Annotated in this window: 22 protein-coding genes; 8 read left to right on the top strand and 14 right to left on the bottom strand. The window is 60.0% G+C overall.

Going from position 1 to position 20,779, the window contains the following annotated elements:
• Positions 1-287 precede the first annotated feature (287 nt).
• Positions 288-1,235, top strand: a complete 948-nt coding sequence (locus HX898_RS05415; protein WP_180194166.1) for an alpha/beta hydrolase — start codon at positions 288-290, stop codon at positions 1,233-1,235.
• Positions 1,236-1,247: 12 nt separating this feature from the next.
• Here the strand turns inward: HX898_RS05415 and HX898_RS05410 are convergent, their stop codons facing one another.
• From HX898_RS05410 to HX898_RS05380, 7 genes are all read right to left on the bottom strand, one after another.
• Complete coding sequence (locus HX898_RS05410) at positions 1,248-2,132, bottom strand: LysR family transcriptional regulator (protein ID WP_138329438.1); 885 nt, start codon at positions 2,130-2,132, stop codon at positions 1,248-1,250.
• 165 nt (positions 2,133-2,297) lie between these two features.
• Positions 2,298-2,990 (bottom strand): DUF599 family protein, encoded by a 693-nt coding sequence (locus tag HX898_RS05405; protein ID WP_180194165.1) that lies wholly within the window; start codon positions 2,988-2,990, stop codon positions 2,298-2,300.
• Positions 2,991-3,146: 156 nt separating this feature from the next.
• Complete coding sequence (locus HX898_RS05400; RefSeq protein ID WP_138329436.1) at positions 3,147-3,458, bottom strand: type II toxin-antitoxin system RelE/ParE family toxin; 312 nt, start codon at positions 3,456-3,458, stop codon at positions 3,147-3,149.
• Entirely contained in the window at positions 3,448-3,729 is a 282-nt protein-coding gene (locus tag HX898_RS05395) for a type II toxin-antitoxin system ParD family antitoxin (protein WP_138329435.1), read from the bottom strand. The genes HX898_RS05400 and HX898_RS05395 overlap by 11 nt, the downstream gene beginning before the upstream one ends.
• A 92-nt stretch (positions 3,730-3,821) precedes the next feature.
• Positions 3,822-4,766: a biotin-dependent carboxyltransferase family protein gene (locus HX898_RS05390; protein ID WP_138389160.1), complete on the bottom strand. Its 945-nt coding sequence runs from the start codon at positions 4,764-4,766 to the stop codon at positions 3,822-3,824.
• On the bottom strand, positions 4,754-5,461 hold the full coding sequence (locus tag HX898_RS05385; RefSeq protein ID WP_173883524.1) for an allophanate hydrolase subunit 1: 708 nt from the start codon (positions 5,459-5,461) through the stop codon (positions 4,754-4,756). The genes HX898_RS05390 and HX898_RS05385 overlap by 13 nt, the downstream gene beginning before the upstream one ends.
• 111 nt (positions 5,462-5,572) lie before the next feature.
• Positions 5,573-6,352: a 5-oxoprolinase subunit PxpA gene (locus tag HX898_RS05380; RefSeq protein ID WP_138389159.1), complete on the bottom strand. Its 780-nt coding sequence runs from the start codon at positions 6,350-6,352 to the stop codon at positions 5,573-5,575.
• Between the two features lie 302 nt (positions 6,353-6,654).
• Here HX898_RS05380 and HX898_RS05375 point away from each other — a divergent pair, with 302 nt between their 5' ends.
• Positions 6,655-7,179, top strand: coding sequence for a PAS domain-containing protein (locus tag HX898_RS05375; protein ID WP_138330047.1), 525 nt, complete (start codon positions 6,655-6,657; stop codon positions 7,177-7,179).
• 85 nt (positions 7,180-7,264) lie between these two features.
• On the opposite strand, the gene HX898_RS05370 is transcribed toward HX898_RS05375, so the two are convergent.
• Positions 7,265-8,086 (bottom strand): universal stress protein, encoded by an 822-nt coding sequence (locus HX898_RS05370; RefSeq protein ID WP_180194164.1) that lies wholly within the window; start codon positions 8,084-8,086, stop codon positions 7,265-7,267.
• A 56-nt stretch (positions 8,087-8,142) separates the two neighbouring features.
• Here HX898_RS05370 and HX898_RS05365 point away from each other — a divergent pair, with 56 nt between their 5' ends.
• Together HX898_RS05365 and HX898_RS05360 are read left to right on the top strand one after the other, a co-directional pair.
• Positions 8,143-8,373: a hypothetical protein gene (locus tag HX898_RS05365; RefSeq protein WP_173883523.1), complete on the top strand. Its 231-nt coding sequence runs from the start codon at positions 8,143-8,145 to the stop codon at positions 8,371-8,373.
• 27 nt (positions 8,374-8,400) lie between these two features.
• Positions 8,401-9,663: a DUF4010 domain-containing protein gene (locus tag HX898_RS05360; RefSeq protein WP_138329431.1), complete on the top strand. Its 1,263-nt coding sequence runs from the start codon at positions 8,401-8,403 to the stop codon at positions 9,661-9,663.
• 200 nt (positions 9,664-9,863) lie between these two features.
• On the opposite strand, the gene HX898_RS05355 is transcribed toward HX898_RS05360, so the two are convergent.
• The gene (locus HX898_RS05355; protein ID WP_180194163.1) at positions 9,864-10,760 is read right to left on the bottom strand and encodes a LysR family transcriptional regulator; all 897 of its coding nucleotides are present in this window, start codon (positions 10,758-10,760) and stop codon (positions 9,864-9,866) included.
• Positions 10,761-10,917: 157 nt separating this feature from the next.
• Here HX898_RS05355 and HX898_RS05350 point away from each other — a divergent pair, with 157 nt between their 5' ends.
• From HX898_RS05350 to HX898_RS05340, 3 genes are all read left to right on the top strand, one after another.
• On the top strand, positions 10,918-11,904 hold the full coding sequence (locus tag HX898_RS05350) for an aldo/keto reductase (protein ID WP_180194162.1): 987 nt from the start codon (positions 10,918-10,920) through the stop codon (positions 11,902-11,904).
• 147 nt (positions 11,905-12,051) lie between these two features.
• Positions 12,052-13,929: an adenylate/guanylate cyclase domain-containing protein gene (locus HX898_RS05345; RefSeq protein WP_180194356.1), complete on the top strand. Its 1,878-nt coding sequence runs from the start codon at positions 12,052-12,054 to the stop codon at positions 13,927-13,929.
• Between the two features lie 290 nt (positions 13,930-14,219).
• Positions 14,220-15,323, top strand: coding sequence for an alpha/beta hydrolase (locus tag HX898_RS05340; protein ID WP_171598760.1), 1,104 nt, complete (start codon positions 14,220-14,222; stop codon positions 15,321-15,323).
• A gap of 191 nt (positions 15,324-15,514) precedes the next feature.
• Here HX898_RS05340 and HX898_RS05335 read toward each other — a convergent pair whose 3' ends face one another.
• On the bottom strand, positions 15,515-15,892 hold the full coding sequence (locus tag HX898_RS05335) for a hypothetical protein (RefSeq protein WP_131709116.1): 378 nt from the start codon (positions 15,890-15,892) through the stop codon (positions 15,515-15,517).
• Positions 15,893-15,958: 66 nt separating this feature from the next.
• Complete coding sequence (locus tag HX898_RS05330; protein WP_171598759.1) at positions 15,959-16,636, bottom strand: hypothetical protein; 678 nt, start codon at positions 16,634-16,636, stop codon at positions 15,959-15,961.
• A gap of 268 nt (positions 16,637-16,904) precedes the next feature.
• Between HX898_RS05330 and HX898_RS05325 the strand changes: the two genes are divergently transcribed.
• Positions 16,905-17,531 (top strand): TerC family protein, encoded by a 627-nt coding sequence (locus HX898_RS05325; RefSeq protein ID WP_138329425.1) that lies wholly within the window; start codon positions 16,905-16,907, stop codon positions 17,529-17,531.
• Here the strand turns inward: HX898_RS05325 and HX898_RS05320 are convergent.
• Genes HX898_RS05320 through metG form a run of 3 tightly spaced genes read right to left on the bottom strand, consistent with a single transcriptional unit; the run spans position 17,528 to position 20,688 of the window.
• Positions 17,528-18,346 (bottom strand): MBL fold metallo-hydrolase, encoded by an 819-nt coding sequence (locus tag HX898_RS05320; RefSeq protein ID WP_138329424.1) that lies wholly within the window; start codon positions 18,344-18,346, stop codon positions 17,528-17,530. The two genes, HX898_RS05325 and HX898_RS05320, sit on opposite strands and share 4 nt — an antisense overlap.
• A 4-nt stretch (positions 18,347-18,350) precedes the next feature.
• Positions 18,351-19,133, bottom strand: coding sequence for a TatD family hydrolase (locus HX898_RS05315; RefSeq protein WP_138329423.1), 783 nt, complete (start codon positions 19,131-19,133; stop codon positions 18,351-18,353).
• A gap of 4 nt (positions 19,134-19,137) precedes the next feature.
• Complete coding sequence (gene metG / locus HX898_RS05310; RefSeq protein ID WP_180194161.1) at positions 19,138-20,688, bottom strand: methionine--tRNA ligase; 1,551 nt, start codon at positions 20,686-20,688, stop codon at positions 19,138-19,140.
• Positions 20,689-20,779 lie beyond the last annotated feature (91 nt).

The raw sequence follows: 20,779 nt of genomic DNA, 5'->3' as shown, positions 1-20,779 counted from the left end.
ATTGTCGCGGCCGACGCTCTGCCTTCCGCACGCAAACGCCAACGAGCTGTCGCAAATCGGCGGCTGGTGGATATTTGGGCGGGTCGACGGCCGGCCGGCACCTCGGGAAATTGAGAGGCACCCTCTCGTTCAGCTGTCAGCCTTGGGCAGCCGGGTTGCCGCGCTGCCGCCGTAGAGAGGGTTCCTCTCACTTTCTCCGGCTACCGCGAGCTGACGCCATGCTCAATTATTTGTGCAGACAGCCGGCTTTTGGGCTTTGGCTGACCGCCGTTCAGAAAGGACATCCTATGTCTAAGGACAAAACCGTAAATGCTGCATCAGTCGCGGCAACTCCCGCTTCCCACTCGTCTGAAGCCTTCGCTTGTACGCAAGCCGCGCACGACGCCGTCGGCTTCATCGAGATCGACGAAGTCCTGACGCTGAGGAGGATGGCAATCCGCGCCCCCGCGCCAAAAGGCACCGTGCTTTTCCTCCATGGGTTTCCGGAAACACTGACTGTGTGGAACGGCATCGCGACAACGCTTGCTCACGACTACGACGTCCATGCCTTCGATTGGCCGGGCTACGGGCAATCGTCGCGCCCGGCTTCGGAACGGTTTTCCTATGCGCCGAGGGCGTACGCCCAGGTGTTGAAGGCCTATATCGACCGGGCAGGCATCGACCGGTCGAAGCTCGTGATCTACGCGACTGACATCGGTGCCCTGCCCGTCCTGCTGCTTGCTCTCGACGAGCCGACGATCGCCAGGCAGATCATCGTCGGAGACTTCGCGCCGTTCGACCGGCCGCAATACATGTGGGAGAACCTGCAGAACCTCAAAGCCGAGCCGACCGCCTCGCCGACCCGTGCCTACATGAACAAGACAAGCGACGAGATCCTTCAGAACGTGCACAGGCGCGGCCTCTCGCCCGATGAGCAATTCGATCTGCCGGCTGACGTCCAGCAGGACATGACCCGTTCGTGGAGCCTTGACGGAATGACTTCAGCGGATGCCTTCGCCCACTACTACGCGAATTTCACCGGCGATCAGCATTATCTCGAGGCCAACCTCACCTGGCTGAAGACGCCCGTGAAGGTGATCTGGGGCGAGAAAGACATCTATATCACAAGCGAGATGGGCATCGAGTTCGCCGCCAAGATCGGTGCAAAAGTCGATATCCTCTCAGGTATCGGCCACTTCCCGCACCTTCAGAAACCGGAACAAACGATTGAAGAAATAGGCGCATCATTCAGATAACATTAGATTATCTTAGCGGATATTCCGCAGCTGCGGCAATGCCCAGTCGACGAAAGCGCGTACTTTCAACGCGAGAAGCCCCTGGCGCGAGTAGACGATATGAATGGGCTGTGGCGGCCCGTCGAAATCGCCAAGGATGGGGACGAGCGCGCCAGACGCCAGTTCGTCGGGAATCTGATAGTCGAACAGCCGCGCGATCCCCGCCCCGCCGACGGTCGCCGCAACGCAGTTTGCCGCGGTATTCACTTCCAGCCGGTTGCGGGGCACCGTCTCCATCGGTGTACCATCGACGTCGAATGTCCAGAAGAATGTTCGCTTGTTGAAGATGATCCCGTCGCGATCGATGAGATCGCCGGGACGCTCAGGTGTGCCATGGCGCTCGAGATAGACGGGGCTCGCGCAGGTCAGCAGGCGGAATTCGCCGATCTTCACGGCATGGAGGGCGCTGTCGGCGAGCTCGCCGAGACGGATCGCGATATCCACCTGCTCGGACACGAGATCGACCGTGCGGTCGAGCGACAGAAGGTTCAGCGACACCTCCCGGTATTTGTCCATGAAGCTCAGCGCAACGGGCAGCACGTAGCGGCTGCCGTATTCGATCGGCATCGTGATCGTCAGCACGCCTCTGGGCGTCTGGTATTCCCCGGACGCCCTTCGTTCGGCCTCCTCAAGATCCGCCATGATCTTTCGGGCGGCATCGACATAGTCGCGTCCGGCATCGGTGAGCTGCAGATTGCGGCTGGTGCGCACGATGAGGTTTGCCCCAAGATGTCGCTCAAGTTCGGCCACTTTTCGGCTAACGCTGGGCAATGGCGCGTTGAGCTTCCTGCTGCCGGCAGAGATGCTTCCGGCGTCGACCACGGCCAGTAACATACGCATCGCTTCGAGACGATCCATCGGACACCGCCAGTAAGATACCGCTTCTTGGCAAGCCAGCCTAAGGCTTGGCTTTAGAGCATGATGCCGAAAACTGTGATCGGTTTCGGACGACATCATGCTCTAACTCTTTAACTTAGAACAGGATTCACATTTTAGGCCTACCCGGCCTAAAATCATCCTGTTCTAGTCAAGCAGCTTCCGTATGGCCATGATCCCTTTTGCAGCATCCGACCAGGATTGACGCCAGATCAAAATGCCGACGCTGAGGATGGTGGCAACAGCGAAGGGGATCGGCCCGAGAAACCAGAAGGCGGCTGCAAAGGTGAAGTAGTAAGATCGGACACCGACGCTGAACGATCGAAGCGCAGGGTTCAAAACGAGAGTCAGGGCGTTTGTCCAACCGGCGATGTCCCTGTCTTCATCCCGGGATGGGCTGGCCCCGATCGCCGCCAGACAGTAGTTGATCTGCCGGACCGCCCAGATGAAATCGGATAGTCCCCGCAGCAGCGTCGCCATGATCAGGAGGACTTTGCACTGGAAAAACCACGCTGGGTCCTGAGCCGCAAACATTGCGATCAGCCCGCCACCCGACCCATAGTTCGGCTCCATGAACAGCGCGCCGCTCAGGCCAACGATGACGATGAGATTGGCGGAGCCGAAGAAGGATGCCGAATTGATCGTGTGCCCGAGGATCGCGGCGTCGCCGATGAAGTTGTTGTCACGCGTCAGAACCTCGCGCATCCAGGCTGTGCGAATGCGCACCATATCGACGGAAAGGCTATCGTTCCTTCTCGGCCATCCCGCTGCCATCAAAGGCTCGACCGCCACCCAGACGAGAAGGAAGAAAGCGATAGCCGCGACGTTCAGAAAATCCATGGTGCCCCCGAATTGAATCTGGATTTTCCTGAACACTACTTCGAGCTAACGGCAGCTCCAAGCGTATACGGTGGCGGTATCGCGGGCGTCGGCGGCGCTGACTACGCCCGCGACATTGGCCAAGGGAAAGAGTGCCCTTCTAATCGTGCCGCTTGGCTAGTAGAGCGCTGCCAAATCACGCCGGCCATCGACGACGTGAACGATCTCGACGATCTCGATGGGACCGTCATCCGTGTTGGGGTGAGTTTGATAGAGGATCACATAGGGCGCCTCGACCAGCATGCGGGCGGCCGGATGGATCTCCAGATGACGCTGGCCCAGGCGCGGCTGCTCGATCAGCGACGTGGCCTTGATACGGAACCGCTGGAAATACCGCTCGGCCGCCTGGGGCTGCTCGCGGGCGATGTCGACGTAAATTTTCTTCGCGCCGGCACGGGCGGCGGGTGTCCAGATCAGCTTAGCGGGCATGCGAGGCGGTAGACTTGGCTTCCTGGCGCGCCTCTTCAAGCGCATCATCAAAGTCGGCCGGGATGGCCGTGCCACTCGCCTTGCCTTCGGACCACAGGGTCCGCAGACGCTGGATGTCGCCCTTGCGGGTTTCCCATTTGGCTGACCAGTCACGCATGGCTTCGCGGATTACTTCGCTGCTGCTGGCATAGGCACCGCTCTTGACCGCGTCGCGAAGCAGGTCCGCCTGCTGCGGCGTCATTGAGACGCTGATCTTTTCAACATTGGCCATGTGGCACCTCCAGACTCTTGTGGTGGTAAAGATTACCACCAGCCTGACAGTCTTGCCAAGCTTTTCGCGCATGAAAAACCTGGCGAGGTCCTCTACAGCGCCGCGAGGTAACGGGACACCGTCGAAGCCCGAAGCCGAATGTGTTCGATCGCCTGCTGCGGTGTCACGGCCAGGAAACCGATATGGTCGCGTGGGCGTAGCTGGACGAAGGCGTCCAGATCCGAATCCACCACAGTGGCGATCTTGGGATATCCTCCGGTCGTCTGGTGGTCGGCCAGCAGAATGGTGGGAACACCGTCTCCGGCGACCTGCACCGAGCCCCGCACGATCGCTTCCGACGGCATGTCCAGCGCGACGCTTGGTGCAAGCGACGGACCTTGAAGACGTACACCCATGCGGTCATAGGCGTCGCTCAGGCGGAAGGGCGACGAAAGGAAATTCGACAAGGTTCCTTTCGAGAAGAACCGATCCTGTGGACCGACCACCACACGCAGCTCGGATCGCGGTCTTGCGATGACCGGACATGTAATCGGACCATGTCGATCGTCTCGCACTTCCGGGTCGGCGACGGTGATGGTCTGCCCGGCTGCAAGGCGCCCGCCGCCGAGGCCGGAGAGACTGTGCGTCGACATGCTGCCCAGCCAGGTCTTCGCCTCGATATGACCGGCGAAGGCCAGATACGTCCAGCTTCCCCAGTGTCCCGGACGAACTGCCAGCCGCTCGCCGGCCCTCAAGGTGGCGACCATCCATGCGCCGCGCTTGTCGCCGGCATGCTCTACGATGAATCCCCCTCCCGCGACGGCGAACGTAACCTCCCCCGACACGCAGTCGAGAACCAGGCCGCCCATGGAGACTTCGATTGCGGGCTGACAGGCAGGATTGCCGACGGCGACGTTGGCGGCGGCAAACGAGGTCCTGTCCATCGGACCGGAGGCCGGGACGCCGTAACGCATCAATCCGCGACGTCCTCCGTCCTGGACAGCGACGTGAGGGCCTGCGAAGTTGATTGCAAGGACCGCTTCGCTCATGCGAGGCACCTCGCGTCGAATTCGGCCCTCGATATGCGGCGGAAACGCACCGCGTCGCCGACGTCGAAGAGGAACGGACGGTCGTTGGACGCGGCGTCGAGGATCTTCGTCGGCGAGCGGCCGATGATCCACCAGCCGGTCGGCATGGTGAGCGTGCTCACCAGGCATTGCGGACCGGCAATCAGCACGCTTCCGGCGGCGATGCCGCGAATAGGCGCCGGCTTCCTCGGCTGCTGAATGGCTTTGGGCACGCCTGCGAGGTAAGCGTATCCTGGAGCGAAGCCGTACATGAAGACGCTGTAGTCGCCGGAGAGATGGGCGGATATAACGTCTTCCGGCGATAATCCGCTTGCCTCGGCGACGGCGGCAAGATCGGGCGCAAGATCAGGATCGTAGCAGACTTCGACTTCGCGCATCGCTCCGATCGTCTCTGGAACCTCAGCCCCCAGAAGCTCCTCAATGGCCGCCTCCGTTGTCCGGTGATCGGCCACGAGCGGATCGAAGCATACGAGAATGCTGGCATAGGCCGGAACGGCTTCGACGAATCCTTCAAAGGGTGCCGCCTTCAAGGCGGCATCCAGCTTGACGACCTGATCGTGGATCCATTTATCGATGGTCGCGCCGAATTCGACGAGCACCGCGTGCCCGCCCACCGGGCGGTAGGTCGGAACGCTGCCGGGCGATGCGGACGGGTCCTGTGGCACCTCAGTCGGCGCCTTCGATCAGAATGAAATCCGCATCCGCTGCCCGCGCGCAGGTCCCGTAGGCTTCCGGATCGGTGACGGTAACCTGGGCGATAAGATAGCCTTTGGCCATCACCTGTTTTCCTGTGTCGGCTGGAGGAATGGTGCCACCTCGATGCCTGCCTTTTGCAGTTCCTGGCGCACGTGGACGGCCATGGCGAGCGCTCCTGGGCTGTCCCCGTGAACGCAGATCGAATGCACATCGAGAGGGATCGGAACGCCGTCGACCGTCGGCATGAGGCCGCTGGACAGGTACCCGATCAATCTCGAAGCCGCCTCCGCGGGATCATCGATCATCGCTCCCGGCAAGTTGCGCGGAACGAGCCGACCCGTGGAGAGGTAGCCGCGGTCGGCAAAAATCTCGCTGAAGACGGTCATCCCGGCATCGCGGGCCGCATGCTCCAGCTCTGTCCCGGAGATCGCCAGTATGGCAAGTTCCGGCGAAACCGCTCGGGTTGCGCGTATGATGGCGTCGGCGACCGGCCGTTCGTCGGCCGCCCAATTGGCGAGTGCGCCGTGTGGTTTGACGTAGCGGACGCGGGCGCCCGCCAGAGCCGCAGCTCCCATCAGCGCGCCTGTCTGCGTCGCCACAAGCTGCTCCACTTCCCGGATGCTCAAGGGGATCAGACGTCGCCCGAAGCCCTCGCGATCTGCAAAGCCCGGATGGGCTCCGGCGACGACACCCCGTTCGCTTGCGAGCGCGAGCGTCTCCACCATGGTCGCGGGATCTCCGGCGTGCCCGCCGCATGCGATGTTCGCACTGGTAACGACGTCAAGGATCGCCTTGTCGTCGCCCATGCGCCAGGGTCCAAACGCCTCCCCCAGATCAGAATTGAGATCGATTTTCGTCATGATTTCCGTCAACCCTTCGCGCCGGTCTTGTCAGCTTCGTCGCATTCTGGAAAGTCGAAGCCGAGGTGGAGCACATCTTCGCCGTTCCCGTCAAGAAAACGACGCCGCTGGTTGCGCGCAACGAGCGTGTCTGGTGGTCGCAGGCCCGTGGATTGTCCTTGCAGTTGCGTCCGATGGAAACGTGGCTAAAATCGGGGGTGAAATGGTCGACCGCCCTGTCGCTGATCGAGCGCGTCGTATTCTTTCAAGAGCCAGGTGACCTAGCCACCCGGCAGCATTGGCGTGCAGACCGGGGATGCGGAATGAGTCTTGTCAACAGAGCTTTGGGAACGTCCGAATTTTCTTTTACCGAAGAGCCTGGCATTTTCACCTGGGACTTGGCGACCGACAAGGTTTATGCGGATTCGGCGCTGGCAAACCTCTTTGGGCTTGATCCCGAAGAGACTCTCACGGGGCTGCCGGTCATCAGATACCTCGACCGGATTCATCCGGACGACAAGCCATCCGTGGCCAAGGCAATTTCAGAATCGGTGATCACAGGAAATCCGTATCGCTGTGATTATCGGGTATTTGATCGAAGCGGGCAAATAGTCGGCGTCGCGGCCTTGGGCCGCTGCTTCAGGGATGAAGCCGGAAACCCGTCGCAATATGCGGGCATCGTCTTCCCGACGAATGATCACGGGGAGCAAGACGAATTGTCCGCTCATTGCAAAGCGGCACTGAAAATTGCGCGGTCATCCGGCCTGCGGACGACGGCCGATGCGCTTGAAGCGATCGTCAAGGAGCTTGCCAAGCCGATGCCTTCAGACGTCGCGCAGGTTCATTGATTCCTTCCAAAGCGTTGGTTGTGGCATCAGACTTTCGGTGATGGCGATATTGCTGCTATCGGCGACGCGCCGCGCGCACTCTGAATTAGTGACAAAGGAGAGTGGGCATTTCGAGGTGGGTCAACAGCGACCGTGTCACCCCTCCCAAGAGGAATTCGCGTAGTCTCGAATGACCGAATGCGCCGGCGACGAGCAAATCTGCCTTGTGTTCCAGGGCGGCAGCTTGAATGACGCTGGCTGGCGAATCTCCCTTCGCTTGCACGGCTGCGACATCGACGGCAAGACCAGCCTTCCGAAGCGCAGCCGCAAGGTGATCTCGGCTGCGCTCGTCAATCTGCTTATCATCGGTGACGGAAATCAGGACGACACGCGGTACCCGTTCCAGCAAGAACCTGGCACCCGCCAGTGCCCGCGCGACGGTGGCTCCTCCATCCCAGGCGACGGCGACAGCATCGATCCGGCCGCAGAAATTATCCGGGGGGAAAAGCAGGAGCGGTCTCCCGCTTTCAAACAGCACGCTCTCGATCAGCGGCCTCATCAGCACAGATGCTTCCAAAATGGAAAGATCGTATACGCGCGACAACTCGGCAAGAGTTTGTGCGACAAATGGCTCCCTCGCATCGAATGGCTGGATCTCGACCTCGACCTCGGCTTTTTTCGCATAATCATGGAGCGTCTGCCCGAGAACGGTTCCATTGTCTTTACTCAATCGCTCCGCCTCCGCACGCATTTTGTCTACGTCAAGGAGTGATGGAAATCGCGGCTGAAAGGGTTCGATCCTGACCAGCGGTATACTTGCCGTCAACCCGGCCTTCTGGTGAAGGGAAACAGCGACAGCGTTCTGAAGGAGCGAGAAGGAGCTTGCGTCTGGATAGGTGGCCAGCGGTAAATGGAATTGTGCTTTCACGGCTGATGTCCTCCCGATGATTGGAGGTATCATAGCGCAGAGGTGTCTCCCGCGCTTTGACGAAGATCAAGGTCGCTCCACCGCGAAAGCGCGAGCGTGATATTGACCGTCCTCATCAGGAAGCAAGCGGAATTCGTTGGGCGAAGCGGCAACGATCTATGTTAAGCGATGAAATGCGAAGCGCGATTGAATATCAGCACTTCGCGGCGCAAACCCGTCCGGACGCCGCCGAGCAGCAGCTTGCGGATGAACAGCAATGGCATATACGGCGCAACTGCCTTCGATGAATCAGCTGGCGCGCTTGGACCCATCGGATGATGACATCATTGGTAACGACGGAAGCATTCCAGCGCCTCAGCCTGGCGCTTGCAATCGGCATCCTTGTCGGCATTGAGCGCGGCTGGCGGGATCGTGAGGCTGCGCCAGGCAAAAGAGTAGCCGGTATCCGCACCTATGGCCTGTCAAGTTTCCTTGGCGGTTTCTGCGGTTTCCTGCAGCCTGTGACAGGGCCGATTCTGCCGACAGCTATCTTTATATTCTTTTGCATCACGGTTCTCCTCTTCAGCCGCATGCAGGCGGCACAAGAAGAGGATTACAGCGCCACCGGCACCATTGCGGCCCTGGCGGTCTTTGCGCTGGGCTTTGGTGCGGTTGTGGCGGATATGACGGTAACGGCCGCAAGCGCTGTGGCAATAACCGCCCTTCTTGCAGCGCGGGAACCGTTGCATGGATTTCTTCGCCGATTGACCTGGCTTGAGCTCAGGGCCGCCCTGATCCTCTTGACGATGACCATCGTCATCCTCCCGATCCTTCCCAACAGGCCGATTGATCCTTGGCAGGCAATCAATCCTTTCGAGCTTTGGATGATGACGATCCTCGTGGGAGCCGTTTCCTTTGCCGGTTATATCCTGATCAAGCTGAGCGGCGCCCGAGCCGGAATATTGCTGACCGGGACCAGCGGTGGCATCGTCTCCTCGACGGCCCTGACGCTTTCCTTTGCCCGTCAATCGAAGCAGATGCCGGCCCTCTCGCCACTCCTCTCGGCGGGCGCAATGCTTGCGGGAGCCGTTTCTCTCGCCCGCGTGCTTTTGATTTGCAGCGTCATTGCACCAGCCATTTTCAGGGATCTTGCTCTATCCCTCGCTCCGGCTGCCGCTATCCTCGCCATAGCTGGCGGCTTCGCCGCATTGCTGCAACGCCCGGATGATAGCACCGATTTTTCACCTCGAAACCCGCTCGAGGTGATGGTCGTGCTGCGCTTCGCACTCGTTCTCGCCGTCGTGACAGTCCTAACGCGAATGACCTTGACCGTCTTTGGAACTCAGTCGCTGATCGCGCTTGCGTTCATCACAGGACTGGGCGATCTCGATGCGATAACGCTTGCCGTGGCGAAATTGCCATCCATCCAGGTGCCCGCGGATGCGGCCGCTCGCGCCATAGCGGTCGCCGCTTTCGCCAACTTTCTTGCAAAAGCCGTTCTTGCTGCAAGTATGGGGAGCATCGCCTATGCGGTTCGTTTCGCGATCGCCGGCGGTGTCGCGACTTTGGCCGGAATTGCTGGCCTGCTGCTAGCATGAGCGCTTGTTCGCATATCGATCACCGGCTCCATTCTCAAGCAGAAGGCGACCTATCAAGCGATTTGCCTTCGGTTCGTGGAACGATATTCGTCCGCATAGGCAGCCCCATCAACGATCATCACTGCCGTCTCACCTCCGAGAGATGACCAGCAAATCCGGCAAGCATGAGCTGAAATGAATAAATACTCTATCGAACTGGCCTAGACACGGCGATAGCGGAGCGCGTCCACGACGAGCGCAAACGCGGGCGTTAGCTGTCGGCGGCTGGGATAGTAGAGATGGTAGCCTGCAAACGGGGGCGACCAGTCCTCCAGCACGCTCATCAATCGTCCGTCTTTGACTGGCTTGTCGGCGTAATCACTTGTCACGTAGCCTATGCCAAAGCCATCAAGGGCCGCGGCAATGATCAATCTACCACTATTAAATGCCAACGACCCTTCTACCCGGACACGCAGCTCATGCCCGTCCTTCTCGAATTCCCAGGCGTATAGCCCGCCAAGGGAAGGCAGGCGCAGGTTGATGCACTCATGTTTCGCGAGATCGTGTGGGGTCAGCGGTGTCGGATTGCGGGCGAAATATGCGGGTGAAGCGACAGCCACCATGCGCATTTCCGGTCCGATGCGCACGGCGATCATGTCCTTATCGACGAGTTCGCCCAGACGAACGCCTGCGTCGTAACGACCAGCCACGATATCGGTGAGCCCGGACTCGGCGGTCAGCTCGATCTGAATGTCGGGATAATCTGCCAGCAACCGCTTTAATACGGGCCAGAGAAGGGATTCGGCAACCTGGTCAGTGGCGTTGATCCGAACCGTTCCAGCGGGTTTCTCGCGGAACTCGGTCAGTGCCGCGAGCCTGTCGTCGATATCGTCGAAGGCGGGGCGCAACGTTTCGAGAAGACGCTCTCCCGCCTCGGTCGGCGCAACGCTTCGGGTCGAGCGAGTCAGCAATCTAAGGCCGAGGCGCGTCTCTAGGCGCCGTATCGTCTGGCTGAGCGTGGACTGGGACGTGCCCAGCTTCGCCGCCGCCCGTGTGAAACTGCGCTCTTCCGCAACCACCATGAAGGCATTCAGTTCTCCAAAATCCTGCCGCCGCATTTATCCACTCCTGACATAGGCCCATTCCGATTATAGCGACTAATCAACAATCAGCCATTGGCCTATCTTCATCTCAGCACAAAAGGTTCTGCTGCCAAAATGGCGGCAAGGATTTGCGGGCGGCTTAATCCGTCCGAAACGGCGATCGGAGAGTTCAATGGAAAAGCGCAACCTCGGGAAACTAAAGGTTTCCGCACTCGGTTTCGGCTGCATGGGGTTGAACACCACCTATGGTCAGCCGCTCAATCACGTCGATGGCGTTCGGATGATCCACGCAGCCGTCGAAAGTGGCATTACCTTTTTCGACACCGCCGAAGTCTACGGCCCCTACATCAACGAAAAATTGGTCGGCGACGCCCTTGCTCCCTTCCGGGACCAAGTGATCATCGCCACCAAGTTCGGTTTCGGCCTGAACCCTGACGGTGGACGCACAGGCCTGGACAGCCGCCCGAAGACAATTCGAAAGTCTGTCGACGGCTCGCTGTCCCGCCTGAAGGTGGACGCGATCGACCTTCTCTACCAGCACCGCGTCGATCCCACCGTGCCGATCGAAGATGTCGCCGGCGAGGTGGGACGGCTTATCGCAGAGGGCAAGGTCAAACATTGGGGTCTTTCGGAAGCCAATGCGTCGACAATCCGCCGTGCCCACACCGTACAGGCGCTCGCCGCCATACAGAGCGAGTACTCGCTTTGGACAAGGGATGTCGAGCAGAATGGCATTCTAACCGCCTGCGAGGAACTGGGCATCGGATTTGTGCCGTGGAGCCCTCTCGGTGCAGGTTTCCTCACCGGTGCGATCACCGCCGAGACCAAGATCGCCCCGACCGATTTCCGTGCCAACGGACCCCGCTTTTCGCCAGAGGCTCGTGCCGCCAACATGGCTTTGGTGGATGTCTTAAAGCGGATCGCCGATGGCAAGGGGGCGACGCCTGCCCAACTCGCCCTCGCATGGCTTCTCGTTCAGAAGCCCTGGATCGCGCCGATCCCCGGCACCACGAAACTACACCGTCTCAAAGAAAATCTCGGAGCCACTGAGGTCGTGCTGACCCCAATCGACCGGCAGGCCATCGAGGAAGCGTTGGCCCGGATTTCCATCCAAGGCCAGCGGCTCCACGAGGGTGCCCTCCGCATGATCGACGCCTGAACAGGACGACCATTTTAAACAAGGATGCCCCTTTTTCCGCATCGACCCTAGAGGATTACGAACATGCCGGACCGCTGTGTTGACTTGAACAGGAGACACCTGCTCGGGGTTTCGGCTCTGGCGTTAACTGGCGCGGCCGCTGTGGCGATGGAACGTAAGCTTGCGGCGATCATGGCCGGAGACATTGTTGGCTACAGTCGTCTCATGGCTGAAAACGAGGCGACAACTTACGCAGAGCTCCGCTCTGTATTCGACGACCTGATCGAACCGACTGTCAGCCAACATGGCGGACGAACGTTCAAAAGCACTGGCGACGGTTTTCTCGCAACCTTCCCCAGTGTCAACGACGCGCTGGATGCGGCAGTAGAGATCCAGAACGGCTTCGAGAACCAACGATTCGAGTTCCGGATCGGCGTCAATCTCGGCGATGTCATTGAGGACAATGGCGACATTTATGGCGACGGCGTCAACGTGGCTTCCCGGCTCGAAGCCATGGCCGACCCGGGTAGCATTTTTGTCAGTAACGCGGTGGTGTTGAGCGCCGACCGCAGCCGCGGCAAGAGCTTTTCCCATATTGGGCGCCGAACGGCGAAGAACATTCCCGAACGCCTCGACGTCTACGCCGTCAAACGACCGAGCCGGCGAAATCGACGTTGGAGCCGCGTGCGTTCCTTCGTGCCCCACGTGGGCGTTCGGCTCGCCTATGGGGTCGGGGCAATTTCGCTCGGGATCGGACTTTCGCTTCAGCCAATTCCACTGTCTGCGATGATCGCCGGGATACCGTCCGACTTTACCATGCTAGCGAACGCGGAAAGAATCGATCCGCGACCGTCCGTAGCGGTGATGCCTTTCGACAATATGAGTGGCGACCCCGCGCAGGCCTACTTTGCCGATGGCCTTACCGAGGACATTACGACCCAGCTTGCGCGCAATCCTGATCTCCAGGTGATCGACCCGGACTCTACATCTGCAGTGCGGGATGATGCGGGTAACATTCGAACGATTGGTGACCGCTTGAATGTTGCCTATGTAGTCGATGGAAGCGCGCGTCGTGTCGGTGATCAGCTTCGTATCGCCGCGCAGCTGATCGACGTGAAAAGCGGAGCGCATCTCTGGACACAAAGTTATGACCGGAATGTCGAGGATATTTTCTCCGTTGAAAGCGAACTGACATCCCAGATCGTCGCCAGTCTCGTGTCTTATGTCGGCAGAACGGAGCAAGAAGTGGCGATCCGGCGCCCGACGAAGAACCTGCAGGCCTACGATCTTGTCCTGCAGGCCCGAAATCGGTTCAAGCACGACGCGAAGGATATCGAGGGACTCCTGGCCGCACGCGGACTTTACCAGAAGGCGCTGGAACTGGACCCGTCCTATGCGGTCGCGCGCGCCAGCCTCGGTATGACGTACATCTTCGACATGACGCAACGGGTCACCGGTCGGGCGACGGAAAGAGACGTGGAAATCGGTTTGAGCGAGGCGCGCCAGTCTATCCGCCTCGACCCAAATCTGGCGATCGGTTACCAGGTGCTCAGCTTCGGCCTGTCCGCCGCCGGCGACTATCCCGGCGCGCTACAGGCCGCGAAACGATCCGTGGAGCTCAACCCGAACGCCCCAGATAGCCTAATGGCGCTAGCCAAGGCACAAGTTCGATTTGGAGACTATGCGGCTGCTGTTTCGAATGCCGAGCGCGCGCGCCGCCTTCATCCAATTGCCCCCGAATATTATGCTTACGTGCATGGGCAGGCTCTCTACGCGGCCGGTCGCCGCGACGAGGCAGCAAATGTCATCCGCGAATGCCTGATCCGGTCGCCGCAAGACGCAAATTGCTTGTTAATCCAAACCGCGCTGCAGGCTGCGAGGGACGATCTGGGCGATGCCCAAACGACGATGGCCGACCTTGTCAGGGAAAATCCCGAGTTTTCGCTAAAATCGGAACGCGACTATCGCCGGTTTGGAGATTCCCCCTTAATGCGGCAGTTTCTCGCGGACCTGGAGCGCGCTAAGGCCCCAGACACAGCCGTATAGGGTCATTCCAAAGATCGTCGCGCATGAAAACGTTGAAGGAGCGGAGCCGCCGGAGTGCCGTATCAATATCTGAGGTCCGGCTCAAGCAGCACATCATCTTTACTGTCGGGGGAATGCCCGTTCAGGGAGATCGCCTTCACAAGGCGGGACTGAACCTAATTCCCGCGGCTCATTCACCAAGGAGAGATCGACAAGTTGAGTTCGATTCTTGGCACCAAGAAGAACAAAGATCACCGCCAAATGAGCGCGTTGATCCTTCCAAATCAGATCGCTAGCAAGGGAGTTTTACAATGGACAATGAATTTATCGATGAGAAGCGGCGGCAGTTTCTCGGAACGTCTGCGCTTGTCTTGTCTGGCGCTGCCGTCGCCGGCTCAGTACTGGCTGGAAACGCCGCGGCGTCGGGTCAATCTGCTAAGGTCAAAGGACCCGCTGTTGTCAACTACCCGAACGACAAAGGCGTGACGATTGAACGTGTCACCTACCCTGCACGGAACATGGGCACGAACATTGTCGCTAACTTGTTTAAGCCCGCCAATTTCGACAGCAGCAGGAAGTATGCGGCAGTTGTGGTGACCCATCCGTTCGGCGCCGTAAAGGAACAGTCCTCCGGTCTCTATGCCCAGCGCCTTGCCGAAGCGGGATTTATCGGCCTGGCCTATGATGCATCCTATCAAGGCGAAAGTGGCGGCGAGCCGCGTCTTATGGAAGTGCCGGCACAGCGCGTGGATGATATCAGTTGCGCCATTGATTTCCTGGTTCAGCATCCGCAGGTCGATCCGGCGCGGATCGGCTCATTGGGAATTTGCATCGGCGGCAGCTACGCGTTGAACCACGCACAGCACGAGCACCGCGTAAGGGCCGTCGCAGCCGTGAGCACTTTCGATATTGGCCAGGGTCGTCGCGAGGGACTTTCGAACTCCATCTCCTATGAAGAGCGCGTCAAGCGGCTGAAGGATGCCGGCGAGCAGCGCAGCCGTGAAGCGCGTGGCGAACCAGTTCGCCTTGTGCCTGTTGTGGCCAATTCTCCCGACGACTTCACGCCAGCGACTCCCGTCATGTACAGGGAGGGTTATGAATACTACCGCACGGCTCGCGGTCAGCATCCGAATTCCGTTAATCGCTATATATTCTCGAGCTTGCCTCAGCAGATGGCATTCTACCCGTTCGAGATGATCGAGACAATTTCGCCTCGGCCTCTTCTGGTGATCGCGGGTTCCAAAGCCGAGACAAAATTCTGGAGCGACCAGGTCTATGAAAAGGCCAGGGAGCCTAAGGAACTCTTCGTTGTGGATGGTGCGACCCACGTCGACCTCTATGACAAGCCGCAATTCGTCGGGCCTGCAATCGCGAAGCTCAGCGACTTTTTCGGGCAGCATCTGACTTCGGCGTAAAACGGGGACGAGCTTGCTGCCTCTCTTATATCGAGGCGCCGAATGCGATCGTAGCGCTACGGAGTGCCTCCAAGGATCATGCGAGTGGCTAACAGCGGCGGTGCCAAATCACGCCGGCCGCCGACGTGCCGCAGCAGGCTAACCTGCGCGACAGGGTCAACGGCGCCTATGCCAGGAGCACGCTCAAACCGTCACTGCCGTCTCACTTCGTGGATATGGCCGGCAAATCCCGCAAGCAGCACACCGAGCGGAAGACGCCGAACCAGTCTGGCTGCAATGAAGGTTGCGCCGATTGCCGCGGCAAGTTTCAGCCAGGGGTAATCGCCGAGCTGCACATGGGCACTCGCATCGACCGATGTGGCCTTGGCTTTCAATGCCGCTTCGGCGTCCTCGCGCAGCACGCCTATGCGGGCATTCAGCAGCCTTACCTCGTGCTGCAGGGCGTTCAGGCTCTCGTCGGCCTTTTCACGCGCGGTCTGCTCAGCCGCATCGGCAAAAGGCGGATCACCTTCCGCGATCAGTTCGTCGGGGTCGGGCGGAAGACCGTGGCGGTTGATGGATGATTGCATCGACATGTCCTCGAATAGGTGAGCGAGAGGAAATGAGGCCCGGCATTGCGGCCGGGCCTCATAATATCAATGGTCGCGCCGGAAACCCTGGCTCTGGTGAGATCCGCCTTGCGATTGGGTTTGGGACTGGCCTTGGGATTGGCGATTGGTTTCGTCCGATGACGTGGTGCCAGGCTCGGGGAAGGTATAGGCACGCACCTTGGCGCTTCCATGCGCGGTGTCCCGCATTGCCACCGGGCGCGCATCGTCAAATGCACTCTCGGACACGGCGAGGTTTTCCGAGGCTTTGCCGCCCTGGGCCGATCCGGCAAAACCGGTATTGGACGCGCCTTGCTGTCTGTCTTCCAACGACCAGAGATCCGCCCGCTCATCCATGTCGATGCTGCCCTCGTCGTCCAGAATATCGTGGACGGTCTCGTAGAGCGGGTCATCGATATCATTGACCTGGACGAGGAATCCACCTCGCCGCAGCCCTTCTGCGTAGACCGCGCGATCCTCGTCTGGGAGGAAGAAGTCGGCCAGCGCGTCGAAGAAGCCGCTGCGGTCTTCGCTCATTGCGCCGGTATTTTTTGCGCCCGCCTCATATCCGGGCATCAGCCTTATTCTCGCAACCGGCACGCCTGCGTCCTCAAGACGGGAGACGGCGGATTCGGCGTCCGATCGGTTGTCAAAAAATGCGGCAAGGCTGCTGCCGCCTGTCGGGCCTGAAAAAGTCGGGTTGGTATCGTTGTAAATGCTGCCCATGGGACTCTCCTCTCGATGTGCAGATCCAGCCGCCAATGCGAAGTTTGGCCGATGATTGACCGGTGTCTGGTTTCCTGACTTGAAGAACCGTCGGCTGAGTTGAATGTTCCAGGGGAATGGCGATGCTCCACTGCATCGCTTGCTGTTTCATTGCCGCCTGCCATTTCGGCGCGCAGACTCGCAAATACGCCGCTTGCGAAATCTCTCAGCGGTTGACGTCAAACCTTCGAGACGCTAGCACGGCTTTGACGCATTGGGGATAATTCATATGGACATGTTTACGGCAGCCGGTATGACGGCTTTGCTGCAGGTCATTGCTATCGACCTCGTTCTCGCCGGCGACAACGCCGTGGTTATCGGTCTTGCTGCTGCCGGCCTCGAGGCGACGCAGCGCCGCAAGGCGATCATCGTCGGCATTGTGGCCGCGACCGTTCTGCGTATTCTCTTTGCCAGCGTCGCAGTCTATCTGCTGGCGATCGTCGGCCTGCTGCTGGCCGGCGGCCTGTTGCTGCTCTGGGTCTGCTGGAAGATGTGGCGCGAGCTTCGCGCCGGCCATGGCGAGAATCACGGAGCGGTGGGTGCCGAAGGCGCGCCGAGAAAGACCTTCTTCCAGGCGGCGACCCAAATCGTCATTGCTGACGTCTCGATGTCCCTCGACAACGTGCTGGCCGTTGCCGGTGCTGCGCGCGAACATCCGAGCGTGCTAGTCATCGGTCTTGCCCTGTCGATCGCGCTAATGGGTATTGCCGCAAACTTTATCGCCCGGTTGCTCACCAACCATCGCTGGATCGCCTATGTCGGCCTGCTGATCATCCTCTACGTCTCGCTCGACATGATCCACCGCGGTGGCGTCGAACTGTGGCCGTACGTGCAAGCGAGCGGGTTAAAGCTTTAGAGCCTGACCTCGGTCTCGAAGCTCATCTGGTCATACGCCGGCACCACATGGTCCGGCGTCTCAGCCATCACCACGTCGTAATCGAGCGGCGTGTGCATATGGGTGAGGATCGCCTGTTTCGGCTTCAGCCGGCCGATCCAGTCGAGCGACTGTTCCAGCGACAGGTGGCTCGGATGGTAGGTATATTGCAGCGCGTCGATAATCAGCATGTCGAGGTTCTGAAGCTTTTCGACGGTCTGCGGCGGGAAATCGCTAATATCGCTGCAATAAGCCACATCGCCGATGCGGAAGCCGAGCGAGTGGATATCCCCATGCTGCTGGATATGCGGATGGAAGGCGATCGTTCCGCCGGGACCATGGATTTCCACGGGCGCGTCGAGGTTTTCGATGACAACAGGCAGCACGATCGGCGGGTAGTTGCTGCCCGGCGGCGTTTCCAGGCAATAGCCGAAGGCTTCCCGCAACCTGTCCATCGTAAATTGGTCGGCAAAGATCGGCACCCGGCGGCGCGTATTGTGAAAATAGCCGCGCAGATCGTCGATGCCATGAATATGATCGGCATGCGGATGGCTGTAGAGCACGGCATCGACATGGTCGGCCCCTGCCCTGATCATCTGCTCGCGGAAGTCCGGCCCGGTATCGATGACGACGGTCGTGACACCGCCATCGGGTGCGAATTGCTGCACCATGAAGGCAGCGCGCGTGCGCCGGTTCTTCGGATTGTCGGGATTGCAGGCACCCCAGTCGCCGGTGATGCGCGGCACGCCCGGTGACGACGAACAGCCGAGAATGGTGAAACGCCGCCGGTAGAGCACGCCGCTAGATCCTCGGCATCTTCGAGAACAGCCGGAAAGCGTTCTCTGTCGTGATCCGTGCGACCTCTTCGGTAGCAAGGCCGATCGTCTCGGCGAGCACTTCGGCCGTGTTGACGACATAGGACGGCTCATTGCGCTTACCGCGCCAGCGCTTCGGCGCCAGATAGGGCGCGTCCGTTTCCACAAGCAGCCGATCCTGCGGGATCGTCTTGGCGATCTCCCGCAGCTCTTCCGACTTCGGGAAGGTCAGGATGCCCGAGAAGGAAATGTAGCCGCCAAGCGCGACGCCAGTCTTGGCAAGCTCCGGGCCTGCCGAGAAACAATGGAGAATGAAGGGGAAGGCCCCCTTCCCGGTTTCCTCGGTTAGTATGTCAGCCATGTCCTCGTCCGCGCTGCGGCTGTGGATGACGAGCGGCAGCCGGGTCTCGCGCGCCGCGGCGATATGGCGGCGGAAGCCGGTCTGCTGGTCCTCAGGCTTTTGCGTATCGTAGAAATAGTCGAGACCGGCCTCGCCGATCGCGACCACCTTCTCATGGGCATTGGCGAGACGCACCAGCTCTTCCGTCTGGATCTCCAGCTCTTCGTCGGCATTGTTCGGATGCGTGCCGACCGAGCAGAATACCGAGGGATACTTCTCTGTGATAGCAAGCAACGCGCCGAGCTTGCGCACCCGCGTCGAGATCGTCACCATCTGCGCGACGCCAGCTTGATGGGCGCGCGCGACGATCTCGTCCCGCTCCGCCTCGAAGTCGGCGAAATCAAGATGGCAATGCGTGTCGATCAGCACGGCCTCAAGCCTCCGGAGCCACGTAGCGCGGGAAGACCGGCGTCGGCGCTTCGAGCGTCGTTCCGGCAATGAGACGGCCGGCTTCGCCGAGGGCAGCAAAGTCGCGCTTGTCTTCGGGTGCTGCGACCAGATCGAGCAGCTTGGCCGATGAGTCCGGCATGAAGGGCTGCAGCAGGATGGCAATCTGGCGCACGACTTCGGCAGTCACGTAAAGCACGGTGCCCATCCGCTCCGGATCGGTCTTCTTCAGCGCCCACGGCGCCTGACCGGCGAAATAACGGTCAGTCTCGGAAACGACCGAAATGATCGAGGCGAGCGCCCGGTGGATCTGCTGCTTGCCCATATCCTCGCGGGTCGAGGCATGCAGCGCATCGACCTCAGCCAGCATCGCCTTGTCCTCGTCGCTGAGCGCGCCGCATTCCGGGATCTTGCCGTCGCAATTCTTGACGATCATCGATAGCGAGCGGCTGGCGAGATTGCCGATGCCGTTGGCGAGGTCGGAGTTGATGCGAGTGCCGATCGCCTCTTCGCTGTAGCTGCCGTCCTGGCCGAAGGACACTTCACGCAGAAAGAAGTAGCGCACCTGGTCGAGGCCGAAATGGTTCACCAGATTGACCGGATCGACGACATTGCCGAGCGACTTCGACATCTTCTCGCCCTTGTTGAGCAGGAAGCCGTGGGCAAAGACGCGCTTCGGCAGCGGCAGCTTCGCCGACATCAGGAAGGCCGGCCAGTAGACGGCGTGGAAGCGGATGATGTCCTTGCCGATGATGTGCACGTCAGCCGGCCAGTATTTCGCCCGCGGGCCGTTCCGGTCCTCGATATAGCCTGTCGCGGTGATGTAATTGGTCAGCGCGTCGACCCAGACATACATCACGTGGGCCGGATCGTCCGGCACCTTGATGCCCCAGTCGAAGGTCGTGCGCGAGACCGAGAGGTCCTTGAGTCCCGACTTGACGAAGGAGATCACCTCGTTGCGGCGCTCGGCCGGAGCGATGAAGTCGGGGTTCGCCTCATAATGCGCAAGCAGCTTCTCCTGGTATTCGGAGAGCTTGAAGAAATAGCTTGCCTCTTCCACCCACTCGACGGGTGTGCCCTGCGGCCCGTAGCGCACGCCGTCGGCGCGCAGCTCCGTCTCGTTTTCCTGGTAGTAGGCCTCGTCGCGCACCGAATACCAGCCGGCATAGCTGTCCCTGTAGATGTCGCCATTGTCGGCCATCAGCTTCCAGATGTTGCGCGACGTCTCGTGATGACGCTCCTGCGTGGTGCGGATGAAATCATCATTCGAGGCGTTGAGCAGCGTCGCCATCGCCTGGAATTCGCCGGAGTTTCGGTCGGCGAGCGCCTGCGCGGTGATGCCCTCGGCGCGGGCCGTCTGCTGCATCTTCTGGCCGTGTTCGTCGGTGCCGGTCAGGAAGAAGACATCCTTGCCATCCAGGCGCTGATAACGCGCCATCGCATCGGTCGCGATCAGCTCATAGGCATGGCCGATATGCGGCTTGCCGTTAGGGTAGGAAATCGCGGTGGTGATGTAGAAGGGTGTCTTGTCTGTCATGGCGGCCAATGTCCGGCTAACTCTATAAAAATGGTCAGCCGCTCTTAGCGCATGTCACCGTCAAGCGAAACCTCAACTTTCCAGTCGTCGA

The sequence above is a fragment of the Rhizobium sp. WYCCWR 11128 genome (assembly GCF_013416305.1).
GTDB lineage: Bacteria > Pseudomonadota > Alphaproteobacteria > Rhizobiales > Rhizobiaceae > Rhizobium > Rhizobium indicum.
The sequence above is the reverse complement of the archived record's forward strand: the minus strand, read 5'-3'. Positions and strand labels throughout refer to the sequence as shown.